This is a genomic window from Catenulispora sp. GAS73, from assembly GCF_041262085.1.
Lineage (GTDB): Bacteria > Actinomycetota > Actinomycetes > Streptomycetales > Catenulisporaceae > Catenulispora.
Genome location: NZ_JBGCCM010000068.1, coordinates 1 through 12,721 on the forward strand (window position 1 = coordinate 1; position 12,721 = coordinate 12,721).

The following is a 12,721-nucleotide window of genomic DNA, read 5'->3' on the forward strand; positions in this document are numbered from 1 at the left end:
ACACCACGACGTCGGCAAAACCGTCAAACGCGAACTCAGCCTCACTGCCAGGCAGAATGCGGCAGTAGGTTAAAGAACAAGCTCAGAGTCTGGAGTGCCCCCGCCGGAGGCGCCTGCTCTTGACTTCAGGCGCCCACCACGCCCGACGATTGCCGCCTACGCAACGCGAGCGCAGTGACTCGGACCTGTGCGCGGTCGTGCACGCCAACACCGGCGGCCGCCAACGCAACGCACCACGCTCAACCGAACTGCGCCACCCAGCGGATCCTTCTTAAACCAGTGCGAAGCCGTCAAAAAACGCCCTTGACCGTCAACCCACAAACAAACCGCACCCGCCACCAGCACCCACACATAGGCCAGCAGCGCCGGTTTTTGGGGCTGGTGCTCTGTGCGCGGCCACAATCCACGACGCACCCCCGTCTCAAGGTTCGTCCTCAAGACGGGGGTGCGCTCATGCCCTAATCCTCGGGGCCCGAGCCTGTCCGGCCTACCCCTGGTCCCCCGGGGCCCGCGACGTGGACCTGATCCCCCGTCGCGAAGGGCCCCTCGCGGGGGCGTGCGGCGCCGAGTGGGTCACGCCGTGGGCGTGGCCGCCCAGGGGACCCGACGGTGGCGCCGAGGGCGCACCGGGGCCTGTGGAGCCTCCGAGGCCGCCGGCTGTGCCCGTGCTGCGCTTCTTGTGCAGCTCCTGTTCCGCGTCCGCGGCTCGGGCCGCTGCGAGGTCGCGGTTCGCGGCGGCGAAGATGTCCTTCGTCACCGCGAAGGAGGCGGGGGTCTCCGAGCCCTCGTCCGGATACCAGATCGAGCGCGAGGAGTGGAGATAGTCCCCCATGTATATGTGGAAGGCGCCGGTGAACGTTCTGCGGTTGGGGTTGGCTATGCGGTGGATGGCGTCGTGCGCCATCAGGACCGCCTCCCCCTCGTTGATGTCCACCGTCGCCGTCCGTTGTAAGCGTCCGCCCCTCCTGGACCGGGTCTGGTGGTAGAAGTCGTTGACCTCCAACCCCGCGTAGACGCCCGTCATGACCGGCGTGTTGTGGTTGTGCGCGGGGTAGGACATCCCCGGCGCCCAGACCATGTTCTCGATGACCAGCTCAGGGCCCGGATACAGGACCTGTAGGTGGGCCTCGCGCGGATCCCCGAAGCACTCGCGCACCGGCGCGCATCCGCGCCCGAGTGTCCGGTCCAGTACGTCCTTCACCGCGTCGGCTCCGTCGGCCTCCCAGGCCTGCAGGCACTCGCGGACGAACTCGTCGATGTCGAACTTTCGGCGTGATCGCGGCATCGCCATGACTCCGTTCAGCTAAAGGCTGACAGCGCTCCGTTCTCTCCCCGCCAAATACTGAAGCACCTGACGCCACCGGCGCGCCAGGGGCGCGTCAAACCTTTCTGCGAATTACCCCGATCTCGGCCCCTTTGGTGGACACGCTGTCAAGCCGCTGCCGCCAGTAGCGAGTCGGCCACAGAGGTGCGCGCGTAAAGGACAGAGCGGCCCGCGCGATGTGCGGAAACCATGCCCGCGCCGCGCAACGCGGTCAGGTGCTCGGAGACTCCGCCGGCCGACATTCCGGTACGCGAGGCGAGTTCGGTGGTGGATGCCGGAGCCTCAAGTTCGGCCAGCAGCAGGGCCCGCGAGCGGCCGATGACGGCGGCCACGGCGTCCGACGCCTCGGCCGCGCGACGCGCGAACAGCGTCCCGACTCCCCGCGCCCCGAAGCAGAGCTGTGGCACGTCACCGGTGGCGGCGCGGGTGAGAAACTTGTTCCAGGCGAAGGCGGACGGCACCAGGACCAGCCCCGGAGCATTGTCGTCACGGCACAGGACGCGCTGCCGATGCAGCATCCGCAGGGTCCCGCTGTTCCAGCTCACATCCGGATGCAGCTCGTTGAACAACCGCGCCGCGCCGTACTCGGCGACCTGCCGCGCCCGGTGATAAATGTCCGCTTCAAGCAGGGTTTTGATGCGCGACCAGTAGGGCGCGAGGGCTATCTGGAAGTAGTGCTCGATGTCCTTGGCGAGTTCGCAGAGCGCTTGATCGCGATGGGTGCGAAGACGCCCGGCGAACGCCGGTATCGCACCGTTCGGGACCTTCTCCGCGTAGATGTCGAGATCAGCCAGAAGGTGGTCGTCCGGCGTCGCCTGAATGGCCGCGAGCTCATCGGCCAGAGTCGGCGAGGAATATGCGGGCACAGGGTTCAGGAAGTCCGGAACGTATGATTGTGCATGGAATAGCGCGGAAAGACTTCCGGTCAGCAGCCCCGCGGCGGCCAGCCGCGGACGGACCTGATCGAACCACGGACCGTGCACGGGATACAGCCCGGGCCTGGTCAGCACCCGGAAACTGGTGATGACCTCCCACATCGGGGACACGGAGAAGCGGACCTGCGCCAACTCCTCCGCGGTGAATGACAACGTCGCAGACACAGCGTTCCCCCTCCCACTCCCGCCACCCCGCGCCCCGGCGATTCGGGCGGGGCCGAATCATTGTCGCATGATCGCCCTCCGGCGCCACTCTGAGCGCCATGACCACCACGAGCATCCGCCCCGAGGAGTGCGGCCAACCCTCCGCCGCCGGCCGCGTGGGACACCCGACGCGTCCGGACCGACCGGCGGGCTTTGACCGACCGACGGGCTCCGACCGACCGACGGGCTCCGACCGCACGGCCGGACCGGACCGGCGCGACAGCCCGGCCCGCCGCCGCAATCCGCTCTCGGCCTTCGCCGGATTCCCCCGCGCGATCTGGGTCGTCTTCGCCGGCACCGTCGTCAACCGGGTCGGCTTCCTGGTCGGACCGTTCCTGGTGTTCTTCCTCGGCTCGCGCGGCATCCCCTCGTCGCAGACCCCTTACGTCCTCGGCGCACTCGGCGCCGGCAACCTGATCGGCCCGGCGGTCGGCGGCTGGCTGGCCGACCGCCACAGCCGGAAGTTCACGATGCTGGCCGGCCTCCTCGGCACCGCCGCCGCACAAGGCGCGCTGTTCGCCGCGCCGAACGCCGCGACCATGGCGCTGGCCGCCATCGCGCTGAGCTCCACAGCCACGATGGTCGCGCCGGCGGCCTCGGCGACCCTGACCGACAACGCCGAGCCGCGCCGACGCCGCGAGGCCTTCGCACTGATCGGCTGGGCGGTGAACATCGGCACAGCGGTCGCCGGGATCCTCGGCGGGTACCTCGCGGCGCACGGGTACTGGATGCTGTTCGCGATCGACGCGGGCACATCGGTGGCGTACGCGGTGATCGTGGCCGTGCTGCTGCCGGGGCGGGACTCGCAGAAGACTGACGCACCAACCGAAACCGCGCCCGCCACCCCCGCAGGCTCCGGCTACGGCATCGTCTTCCGCGACCGCCTGGTCCGCAAGCTCCTCCCCCTGCTCGGCATCCAGCTCTTCATCTACTCCCTCACCGAAAGCGCCCTCCCCCTCGCGATCCGCACCGACGGCCTCTCCCCGACCGTTATGGGCATGGCCGCAGCGGTCAACGCAGGCCTGGTCGTGGCCCTCCAACCCCTAGTCACCTCCGTCCTGGCGCGCTTCTCCCGCAACCAAGTCCAAATCGCAGCCAGCACCCTGATAGCCGCCGGCATCGCCCTCACCGGCCTCGCCCACACCCCGGCCGGCTACGCCGCCACCGTGGCCGTCTGGTCCCTCGGCGAGGTCACCGCCGGCGGAATCCCAGCCGCCCTCATCGCCGACCTGGCCCCCACCACCGCCCGAGGCCGCTACCAGGGCGCCTTCAGCTGGACCTGGGGCGTGGCCCGCTTCCTGGCCCTAGCCGCCGGCACGACCGCCTACACCCTCATCGGCCCAGCGTTCCTATGGTGGAGCGTCCTGGCCATGGGAGCGGCCGCCACGGCAGGCGTCGCGGCGCTCAGCCCCGCGATCGACCGCCGCACCGCCGCAGAGGCGTGAGGCGCGAACGAAAAACGAGCTGGCCGCCGCGAACCGCGACGGCCACCTCGTTGTGTATCAATACTCAGACGTTGAACCGGAAGTCCACCACGTCCCCATCAGCCATGACGTAGTCCTTGCCTTCCATCCGCGCCTTCCCCTTGGCCCGGGCCTCGGCGACCGAGCCGAGCTCGATCAGGTCCTCGAACGACACGATCTCCGCCTTGATGAACCCGCGCTGGAAGTCCGTGTGGATGACCCCCGCGGCCTCGGGCGCCGTCGCGCCCTTGCGGATCGTCCAGGCCCGCGACTCCTTCGGGCCGGCCGTCAGGTATGTCTGGAGGCCCAGTGTCTCGAAGCCGACGCGCGCCAGCTGGTTCAGCCCCGACTCGTCCTGGCCCATGCCCTGCAGGAGTTCCAGTGCCTCGTCGTCGGGCAGTTCCATCAGCTCGTGTTCGATCTTCGCGTCCAGGAAGATCGCTTCGGCGGGGGCGACCAGGGCGCGCATCTCGTCCTTCAGCGCGTCGTTGGTGAGTTCGTCCTCGTCGACGTTGAAGACGTACAGGAACGGCTTCGCCGTCAGCAGGTGCAGTTCGCGGAGGGGCTCGCGGTCCAGGCGGGCGGCGAAGACGGTCTTGCCGGAGTCCAGGATCTTCTTGGCCTCCTCCACCGCGGCGACCGTCGCCTGGACTTCCTTCTTCATCCGCGCCTCTTTCTGCAGGCGCGGTAGGGCCTTCTCGATGGTCTGCAGGTCCGCCAGGATCAGCTCGGTGTTGATGGTCTCGATGTCGTCGGCCGGGGAGACCTTGCCGTCGACGTGGACCACGTTGGGGTCGGTGAAGACTCGGATCACCTGGCAGATCGCGTCGGCCTCGCGGATGTTGGCCAGGAACTTGTTGCCCAGGCCCTGGCCCTCGCTGGCGCCGCGCACGATGCCGGCGATGTCGACGAAGGTCACCGTGGCCGGGACCACCTTCTGCGAGGTGTAGAGCTCGGCGAGCTTGGCCAGCCGCGGGTCCGGGACGCCGACCACGCCCTCGTTCGGGTCGATGGTGGCGAACGGGTAGTTCGCGGCGAGCACGTCGTTCTTGGTGAGCGCGTTGAACAAGGTCGACTTGCCCACGTTCGGGAGTCCGACGATTCCGATGGTGAGCGCCATTGTCCAACTGTCCTATCGACGTCGCGTACGGGATGCAGAGCGGGGCCGGACGCGGCCCGCCCTCCAGTATCGCAGGCCCTGCGGGCCACTACGCCGATCGAGGGGACTCACCCGGCCCCGCCCACCGCCTCCGACGCCCCCGCGGACGCTCGCGCCAGGCTCGGGCGCGTCTGCGATCAGCGTGAGAGAGCCCGGAGGTCAGCGTGCGGAACACCCGCGTCGGTATCAAGAAGGCCGCCCTGGCCTGCGGTGCGGCCGGGCTGGCCCTGGCCGCGACCGCCCCGTCCGCCCTGGCCGCCGCCGGGCACTCGCACTACGCGAGCTTCGACTTCGCCGGCGAGAGCGTGACGGACCCCGCGGTCAACTTCCCGCCGGCACAAATCAGTACTGATAGCACCGCGCCGTCGCAGGCCTCGGGCCAGAGCGCGTTCCTCAACGCCTCGACGCCCTTCGCGCAGGTCTTCGGCAGCTCCCAGGGCAAGCCCTACGCGCTGCTGCGCTCGGCGAAGGGCCGCAACCCCTCGACCACCGTGCTGCACTTCGACCGGCCGCTGGTCCCGGGCACCTGGGGCTTCACACTCGGCGACGTGGACGCCGAGAAGGTCCGCGTGACCGCCTACGACGCGGCCGGCAATCAGGTCCCCACTTCCGCGCTCGGCTTCCAGGGCTCGTTCAACTTCTGCCAGGGCACGCCGCTGCCCAGCGCGTGCGGCGGCCGGCCGGACACCGACCAGCCCGCCTGGGACCCGGCGAGCTCGTTCCTGGTCGGCAACGTCGCCGACACCAACGGCGCCTCCGGCTGGTTCCGGCCGACGGCCGACGTGACCACCCTGGAGCTCTACTCGGTCGTGCAGACCGGCATCCCCGTCTACCAGTTCTGGCTGGCCGCCCTCGACCAGCCCCCGGCCGAGCGCAAGCGCCCGACCACGCCGCCGGTCGTCACCCAGCCCGGCCAGCCGGTCGTGATCCCGGTGTGCGAGGGCACGTCGAAGAACATCGACCTGATCAGCGGCGCCGAACACGGCACCATCACCTCGCACACCGACTGCACCGTCACCTACACCCCGGACCCCGGCTTCACTGGCAGGGACACCTTCACCGTGCGCGTCGAGACCGCCGACGGGCAGATCCTGGTCCGCAGCTTCGACGTGAAGGTGGCCAGGACGCTGCCGGTCACCGGCGTGCCCGGCAGCCTTCCGGCCGAGGTCGCGGCAGCCTTGGCTCTGCTCGGCACCGGCGCTGTGCTGACCGTCGCGACGCGCAAGGCACGCAACGCATAACCGCAGTCCACCGCACAGGCGCGCCCCCAGGGGACAATATGGACCCATGATGCCTGTGCTGCTGCTGGTGATCGGGATCGCGTTCGGCGCGCTGCTCGGCGTGCTGTGGGAGCGGTCCCGCCGCCTGACGCTGAACTCGCAGGCGCTGGACCAGTCCGCGGACCGGCTGCTGGCGCTGGCCGGCTCGCAGTTCGACGCCGCGGGCCGGCCGATCAACGAGTCCCTGTCCCGGCTCGACGACCGGCTCCGCGACATCGAGCGGGGCCGCGCCGCCTCCCAGGCGGCGCTGGCGCAGCAGATCGAGGACGTGCGCAACGCCGCCGGCTCCCTCGGCACGCAGACCGCGGCGCTGGTCACCGCACTGCGCCGGCCCGAAGTGCGCGGCCAGTGGGGCGAGATGCACCTGCGCCGCGCGGTGGAACTGGCCGGCATGGTCGACCGCTGCGACTTCAACACGCAGACCGTGCTCCCCGGCTCCTACGGCGCGACCGGCTCGGAGGGCATGCTTCGGCCGGACCTGGTCGTGCACCTGGCCGGGGACAAGTACGTGGTCGTGGACGCCAAGACGCCGCTGGCCGCGTACCTGGACGCCGCGGAGGCCACGGACGAGGGCGAACGGCTGGAGTACCTGAGCGCGCACGCCAAGCACCTGCGCGCGCACGTGGACCAGTTGGCGTCGAAGGCCTACTGGCGGGCGCTGGGCGCCAGCGGCCGGCCCACGCCGGAGTTCGTGGTGCTGTTCGTCCCGGGCGAGGCTTTCCTTTCACAGGCTGTGGATATCGATCCGGAGATCCTGGAGCACGCCGCGGTGCGCCGCGTGGTGATCGCCACCCCGACCACGCTGATCGCCCTGCTCCGCACGGTCGCGTACGCCTGGACGCAGGACGCGCTGGCGGCGAACGCGCAGCAGGTGTTCGAACTCGGCCGGGAGCTGTACGCACGCCTGAACACGATGAGCGGGCACCTGGACCGGGTCGGCAAGGGACTGAATTCCGCGGTCGCCGCGTACAACCAGTCCGTGGGTTCGCTGGAGTCGCGGGTCCTGGTGACGGCGCGGCGGCTGAACGAGCTCGGGCTGGTCGACGAGGAGCTGGTAGTGCCGGCTCAGGTCGAGATCCAGACCCGGGCTTTGTCGGACTAGCGCCGAGGCTGGCGACTGGCGGCGTTTCGTTACCCGAATTGCGTGCAATAGCGTCGTAGGTTCGGGTCTGTGAACGAAGGAGCCAGCCGCCTCGCGCCCCGCCCCGCCCGGGTTCCGCAGACCCGCCGCGACCGCGACGCGCTGCGCCGGGAACGCATGGCCGCTCCGCTGGACTTCCGCTCGACCGGTCCCACACGGCCCCGGCCCCAGTCGCGTTCGACGGCCCAGACCGGGAACAGGACCGGGACCGCCGCGCGCTCGGCCAAGCGCCGCCAGGCCCTGACCGCCTGGGGCGTGCTGCTCATGGTCACCGGCCCCACAGTGGCCGCCGCCGCCCTCGAAGCCCTGGTGACCGGTGACGTGCACTGGTTCTTCGACCTGGTCTTCGTCGCCGCGTCCTTCCATGCCGCGACCCTGGTCCGCCGCCGCGACCTGCTGGCCGGCGTCATCGTGCCACCGCTGGCGTATTGCGCGGGGCTGCTCACCGCGGTGCAGTTCGGCGTCATGCGCGCCGGCCACGGCCTGATCGGCGAGCTCGCCTCGCTCGGCGCCCTGCTCGCGGTCAAGCCGCGGCCACTGTTCCTCGGCACCGCGCTGGCCGCGGCGCTGATCGCGGCGCGCTGGGCCGGTATGCGAAGCGCCGCCAAACGGTAGCCGGGCCCGCGTGGGCGACGGGACGGCGAGCGAGGCGACGACGGCGAGGACCGCGAGACATGGACGGCAAGATCTGGTTCGAGATCGACCCCGGCGGCCGCTTCGCCCTCGACGACTACGGCTGCCGCTTCCTCGCCGAACTCCGCCGCGCCGCGCTGGGCTGGGGCCCGCTCGGCGTGATCGCCTTCGACTCCTGGGCCCTCGCCCTGGCCGGACCGTCGGTGTTGGCGGTGCTCACCGTCCCGGAGGCGGATCCGTTCGGCTTGCAGATGCGCTTGGCGGGCGGAGAGTTCGGCGGCTACTGGGGCGACGACTGCTCGTTCTGGGAGGACTACACGCCGAGCGCGCCGGGCTACATCAACGTGCAGGACAGGCAGGCGGCGCCGGAGGAGATGGCGCAGAGCGCGGCGGACTGGATCGCGGCCCAGCTCTCCCGGCCGCTGCTTCTGGAGGAGCAGCGCAGCTCCGCTTTAGGGCTGCGGCGACGTACGTGGGTGTTCGCCGACACCGGAGAACGCCTGCCCTGCTGCCGGAACTGCCACAAGCCGCGCTTCCCCGGCGACGGACCGCGCCGGGGACAGACGTTGGTGGCGCAGATGCGGGACGTAGCCCCGAGCTCCGCCTGGTGATCCTGCTTGCTACGCCTCGCTGCCCTCGCGCATGTCCTTCCGCAGCTCCGGCGGCAGCGCGAACAGCAGCTTCTCCTCGGCCGAGCGCACGACCTCGACCGTGCCGTACCCGCGCTCGGCGAGCCAGTCCAGCACACCCTCGACCAGGTCCTCCGGGACCGAGGCGCCGGAGGTCAGCCCGACCGTGCGCACGCCGGCCAGCCACTCCTCGCTGATCTCGGAGGCGAAGTCGACCAGGTACGCCGCGCCGGCGCCGGCCTCCAGCGCCACCTCGACCAGGCGCACCGAGTTCGAGGAGTTCTTGGAGCCGACCACGATGACCAGGTCCGAGTCGGCCGCGATGCGCTTGACCGCGGTCTGCCGGTTCTGGGTGGCGTAGCAGATGTCGTCGGACGGCGGGTCCAGCAGCAGCGGGAACTTCGCGCGCAGCCGGTCCACGGTCGCGGTGGTCTCGTCCACCGACAGCGTGGTCTGCGACAGCCACGCCACCTTGGCGGGGTCGCGCACCTCCACCTCGGCCACCGAGTCCGGGCCGTCGACCAGGATGATGTGCTCCGGGGCCTCGCCGGTGGTGCCGACGACCTCCTCGTGGCCGTCGTGGCCGATGAGCAGGATGTCGTAGTCCTGCTCGGCGAAGCGCACGGCTTCCTTGTGCACCTTGGTGACCAGCGGGCAGGTCGCGTCGATGGTCTTCAGGCTGCGCCGGGACGCCTCCTCGTGCACGATCGGCGCCACGCCGTGCGCGGAGAACACCACAGTCGCGCCCTCGGGCACCTCGTCGGTCTCCTCCACGAAGACCGCGCCGCGGTTCTGCAGAGTCTGCACGACGTGCTTGTTGTGCACGATTTCCTTGCGGACGTACACCGGGGCGCCGTAGAGCTCCAACGCCTTCTCCACGGTCACGACCGCGCGGTCGACACCTGCGCAGTAGCCGCGGGGCGCGGCGAGGAGGACGCGGCGGTCTTCTGGTGCGGAGACGTTCATGGTTCCCATGGTAGGCGGCGCACCGGCATCCACAGCCCATGATCGGGTCTCTCCACAACTTCGCCACGTCCGCGCAGCGTCCCCGCCGATGGCTACGCTCCTCTCTATGGCGATGCAATCCTCGGCCGAACAGCCCATCCCCGTCCGCGCCGTCTCCGAGGCGGTGGCCGGGTGGATCTCCCGGCTGGGGGCGATCTGGGTCGAGGGACAGCTGGCACAGATCAACAAGCGGCCCGGGTCACAGATGGTGTACCTGGTGCTGCGGGACCCCTCCGCCGACGTCTCCGTACAGGTCACCACGTTCCGTCGCGTATTCGAGGCAGTAGTGCCTCCGCTCACAGAGGGTGCGCGCGTCATCGTCTATGGGAAGCCGGACTTCTACGTTCCGCGCTCCTCGTTCTCCATCCGCGCCGAGGAGATCCGACAGGTCGGCCTTGGAGAGCTCCTGGCTCGGCTGGAGATGCTGAAGGCGAAGCTCAAGGCGGAGGGACTGTTCGATCCGCGGAGGAAGAAGCCTCTGCCGTTCCTCCCGCGGTGCATCGGCCTTATTACCGGACGCGCCTCGGCAGCGGAGCGGGACGTTCTGGAGAACGCCAAGCGCAGGTGGCCAGGGGTGCATTTCCGGGTGGTGAACACCGACGTGCAGGGCCCGAAGGCGGTCCCGCAGATTCTGCCGGCGCTGGCTCAGCTCGACGCCGACCCCGAGGTGGACGTCATCATCATCGCCCGCGGCGGCGGCTCTGTAGAGGACCTGCTCCCGTTCTCCGATGAAGCGCTCATCAGGGCGGTCGGAGAGTGCGAGACGCCGGTGGTCTCCGCGATCGGGCACGAGCCGGACTCCCCGATCCTCGACCTCGTCGCCGACTTCCGGGCCTCGACGCCGACCGACGCCGCCAAGCGGGTCGTGCCGGACGTCGCCGAGGAGATGGACCGGGTCGCGGAGCTGCGGCGCAACGCGTGGCGCTCGGTGGCCCGGATACTGGAACGCGAGGCGATGGGGCTGGCTTCGTTCCGGCAGCGGCCGGTGCTGGCTTCTCCGTACTCGATGATCGACGGGCGCCGCAGCGACCTCGACGAGCTGACGCGGCGAGCCCGGGCCAGCGTCGGACATCGGCTCGACCGGGCTTCGGACGATCTGGGGCACACGCTGGCGCGAGTCCGTGCGGTGTCTCCGATGGCGACGTTGGAGCGCGGCTACTCGATCGTCCTCGCGCCGTCCGGGCACGCGGTCCGGTCCGCCGAGGAAGTCAGCGAGGGGGACGTGCTCGACGTCCGCCTCGCTTCCGGACGTCTCGACGCGGCGGTCTCTGCGGTGTTCCCTGCAGAAGACGCTGCTGCTACTGCTGCTGCTACTGAGGAGCCCAGCGAGTAAGGGCAAGGCCCATGGGCGGCTCAAAGCCGAGTTCTCTATAGAGCGTCTCGCCATACTCACTGGCGTGGAGCTCTATGCGCGGGATGCCCTGTTCCGCGTACCAGTCCAGCAGCGCTTGCAGGACAAGACGCGAGTAGCCGCGCCGCCTATAGCGTTCGTCGGTACAGACTCCATATATATAGCCGGAACGCCCAGACGGGTTCCGGCCGCTCGGCAGCCGTTCGTCGACAGCACCGATGGCGCTGGCGGCGAGGCCGCTCCCGTCCAGCGCGTCGATGACGAAACACGCGGTCCCGGCCTCGTCGCCGGCCTCCAGCCAGGCGCGGACCTTCTTCACGGCCGCCACATGGTTCGGTTCGTCCAACGCCGGCGGCGTGACCCCGAACACGTCGAGCGCCATCCGGTGCCGCAGCCGCTGGATCTCTTCCTCGTCGCCGGGCACGGCCCGCCGGACACACACTTCGTCGGAACCAGTCACAGCCGGAAACTATCCTGAACCCATGGCGAACGAGACGACCCCCACCGCCGGTGAGACCCCGGACCTGTCCCACCTGGGCTACGAGCAGGCCCGCGACGAGCTGATGGACGTGGTCCGGCGCCTGGAGACCGGCGGCCTGACGCTGGAGGAGTCGCTGGCCGCCTGGGAGCGCGGCGAAGCGCTCGCCAAGCACTGCCAGGCGAAGCTGGACGGCGCGCGGGCCCGGCTCGACGCCGCCATCGGCGCCGGGAACGGGGACGGCGACGAGGGCTGAGCGCCCGAAACTGAGCCCCGGGACAAGACAGCGACAAGACAGCACAGCAGCAGCACAACGCGCGAGCCCCGCTTCCTTGAGGAATCCTCCTCAGAAGCGGGGCTCTTGTGTGCAAGGAGTGGGGCTACTGCAAGGACCCCGCGAGGGTTTCCAGCTCCGACAGCGCACCGGTCCCGGACACCACGACCGCGATCTTGCCCGGCGTCGTGGCCGCCGCGGTCCCCACCGGGGCCGTGGTCCGCACCAGCGCGTGGTGGCGGCCGTCCGGCGTCACATAGACCTGCCACTGGTACCCGCCGGCCGTGACCGTGCCACCGGCCCCGCTCACCGGGGTGGCGTCCGGCGCCTGCACCTGGAGCACGCCGTCCACGCCCTTGCCGCCGGCGACCTGGTCCAGGCCGACGTACTGGTTGTCGGAGGTGAGGAAGCCGAGCTCCCAGCGGAGCTGCGAGCCGGGGTCGAAGTCCGCGTGGATCGAGGTGGCGCGCCAGCCCGGGGGCAGCGTCGTCGGGGCCAGTGCCTGGAAGGGCAGGTCCGGGTCGCGGCGGGCCTGGGCCAGCGGGATCGTGTAATCGACCGTCTGGACCGCGTCCTCCGGCTTCTTGGAGTCGTGGGGGAACCACTCGACGATCGCGACGATCGGGAGGGAGATCACCGCCATCGACAGCAGCATGTCCCGAAGGGACTTCTTCAGCGGAGAGACGCGGGCCATACAGATATGGTCCCATCCGTCCGCATGCGATCTGCGCGGGGTCCCGGCATCGGCCCGACATGAGCCTGGCCACTTCGCGGTTCCCGGTCCACGCCGGCCTCGATACGATCTCCCTCGACAACCCTCGTGAACCGCGACGGTGCGGATCCCC

Annotated in this window: 13 protein-coding genes; 7 read left to right on the forward strand and 6 right to left on the reverse strand. The window is 70.1% G+C overall.

What is annotated here, in order from left to right; all coding sequences use genetic code 11:
- Positions 1–487: 487 nt before the first annotated feature.
- Together ABH935_RS49430 and ABH935_RS49435 are read right to left on the reverse strand one after the other, a co-directional pair.
- Positions 488–1,285, reverse strand: coding sequence for a hypothetical protein (locus ABH935_RS49430; protein WP_370384973.1), 798 nt, complete (start codon positions 1,283–1,285; stop codon positions 488–490).
- Between the two features lie 146 nt (positions 1,286–1,431).
- Positions 1,432–2,424, reverse strand: a complete 993-nt coding sequence (locus ABH935_RS49435) for a winged helix-turn-helix domain-containing protein (protein ID WP_370384974.1) — start codon at positions 2,422–2,424, stop codon at positions 1,432–1,434.
- 98 nt (positions 2,425–2,522) lie between these two features.
- Here ABH935_RS49435 and ABH935_RS49440 point away from each other — a divergent pair, with 98 nt between their 5' ends.
- Entirely contained in the window at positions 2,523–3,908 is a 1,386-nt protein-coding gene (locus tag ABH935_RS49440; RefSeq protein ID WP_370384975.1) for an MDR family MFS transporter, read from the forward strand.
- A gap of 64 nt (positions 3,909–3,972) precedes the next feature.
- On the opposite strand, the gene ychF is transcribed toward ABH935_RS49440, so the two are convergent.
- Complete coding sequence (gene ychF, locus ABH935_RS49445; protein WP_370349494.1) at positions 3,973–5,046, reverse strand: redox-regulated ATPase YchF; 1,074 nt, start codon at positions 5,044–5,046, stop codon at positions 3,973–3,975.
- A gap of 203 nt (positions 5,047–5,249) precedes the next feature.
- On the opposite strand from ychF, the gene ABH935_RS49450 reads away from it, so the two are divergent.
- The 4 genes from ABH935_RS49450 (at position 5,250) to ABH935_RS49465 (ending at position 8,750) form a co-directional block, all read left to right on the forward strand.
- On the forward strand, positions 5,250–6,326 hold the full coding sequence (locus ABH935_RS49450; protein WP_370384976.1) for an Ig-like domain-containing protein: 1,077 nt from the start codon (positions 5,250–5,252) through the stop codon (positions 6,324–6,326).
- Between the two features lie 46 nt (positions 6,327–6,372).
- Positions 6,373–7,467: a DNA recombination protein RmuC gene (locus tag ABH935_RS49455; protein WP_370384977.1), complete on the forward strand. Its 1,095-nt coding sequence runs from the start codon at positions 6,373–6,375 to the stop codon at positions 7,465–7,467.
- A gap of 69 nt (positions 7,468–7,536) precedes the next feature.
- Entirely contained in the window at positions 7,537–8,121 is a 585-nt protein-coding gene (locus ABH935_RS49460) for a DUF6542 domain-containing protein (RefSeq protein WP_370384978.1), read from the forward strand.
- Positions 8,122–8,180: 59 nt separating this feature from the next.
- Positions 8,181–8,750, forward strand: a complete 570-nt coding sequence (locus tag ABH935_RS49465; protein WP_370384979.1) for a hypothetical protein — start codon at positions 8,181–8,183, stop codon at positions 8,748–8,750.
- Positions 8,751–8,759: 9 nt separating this feature from the next.
- Here the strand turns inward: ABH935_RS49465 and ABH935_RS49470 are convergent, their stop codons facing one another.
- Positions 8,760–9,743, reverse strand: coding sequence for a 4-hydroxy-3-methylbut-2-enyl diphosphate reductase (locus ABH935_RS49470; RefSeq protein WP_370384980.1), 984 nt, complete (start codon positions 9,741–9,743; stop codon positions 8,760–8,762).
- 97 nt (positions 9,744–9,840) lie between these two features.
- Here ABH935_RS49470 and xseA point away from each other — a divergent pair, with 97 nt between their 5' ends.
- Entirely contained in the window at positions 9,841–11,106 is a 1,266-nt protein-coding gene (gene xseA, locus ABH935_RS49475) for an exodeoxyribonuclease VII large subunit (protein ID WP_370384981.1), read from the forward strand.
- Here the strand turns inward: xseA and ABH935_RS49480 are convergent.
- Positions 11,084–11,584 (reverse strand): GNAT family N-acetyltransferase, encoded by a 501-nt coding sequence (locus tag ABH935_RS49480; protein WP_370384982.1) that lies wholly within the window; start codon positions 11,582–11,584, stop codon positions 11,084–11,086. The genes xseA and ABH935_RS49480 overlap by 23 nt on opposite strands.
- A gap of 22 nt (positions 11,585–11,606) precedes the next feature.
- Here ABH935_RS49480 and ABH935_RS49485 point away from each other — a divergent pair, with 22 nt between their 5' ends.
- The gene (locus ABH935_RS49485) at positions 11,607–11,858 is read left to right on the forward strand and encodes an exodeoxyribonuclease VII small subunit (protein ID WP_370384983.1); all 252 of its coding nucleotides are present in this window, start codon (positions 11,607–11,609) and stop codon (positions 11,856–11,858) included.
- Positions 11,859–11,982: 124 nt separating this feature from the next.
- Here the strand turns inward: ABH935_RS49485 and ABH935_RS49490 are convergent, their stop codons facing one another.
- Positions 11,983–12,570, reverse strand: a complete 588-nt coding sequence (locus tag ABH935_RS49490; RefSeq protein WP_370384984.1) for a DUF4245 domain-containing protein — start codon at positions 12,568–12,570, stop codon at positions 11,983–11,985.
- Positions 12,571–12,721: the final 151 nt, after the last annotated feature.

Coding starts and splice junctions, on each gene's coding strand:
- ABH935_RS49485 (WP_370384983.1), top strand. CDS start 11,607: ATGGCGAACGAGACGACCCCCACCGCCGGTGAGACCCCGGACCTGTCC.
- ychF (WP_370349494.1), bottom strand. CDS start 5,046: ATGGCGCTCACCATCGGAATCGTCGGACTCCCGAACGTGGGCAAGTCG.
- ABH935_RS49455 (WP_370384977.1), top strand. CDS start 6,373: ATGATGCCTGTGCTGCTGCTGGTGATCGGGATCGCGTTCGGCGCGCTG.
- ABH935_RS49430 (WP_370384973.1), bottom strand. CDS start 1,285: ATGCCGCGATCACGCCGAAAGTTCGACATCGACGAGTTCGTCCGCGAG.
- ABH935_RS49440 (WP_370384975.1), top strand. CDS start 2,523: ATGACCACCACGAGCATCCGCCCCGAGGAGTGCGGCCAACCCTCCGCC.
- xseA (WP_370384981.1), top strand. CDS start 9,841: ATGGCGATGCAATCCTCGGCCGAACAGCCCATCCCCGTCCGCGCCGTC.
- ABH935_RS49490 (WP_370384984.1), bottom strand. CDS start 12,570: ATGGCCCGCGTCTCTCCGCTGAAGAAGTCCCTTCGGGACATGCTGCTG.
- ABH935_RS49465 (WP_370384979.1), top strand. CDS start 8,181: ATGGACGGCAAGATCTGGTTCGAGATCGACCCCGGCGGCCGCTTCGCC.
- ABH935_RS49470 (WP_370384980.1), bottom strand. CDS start 9,743: ATGGGAACCATGAACGTCTCCGCACCAGAAGACCGCCGCGTCCTCCTC.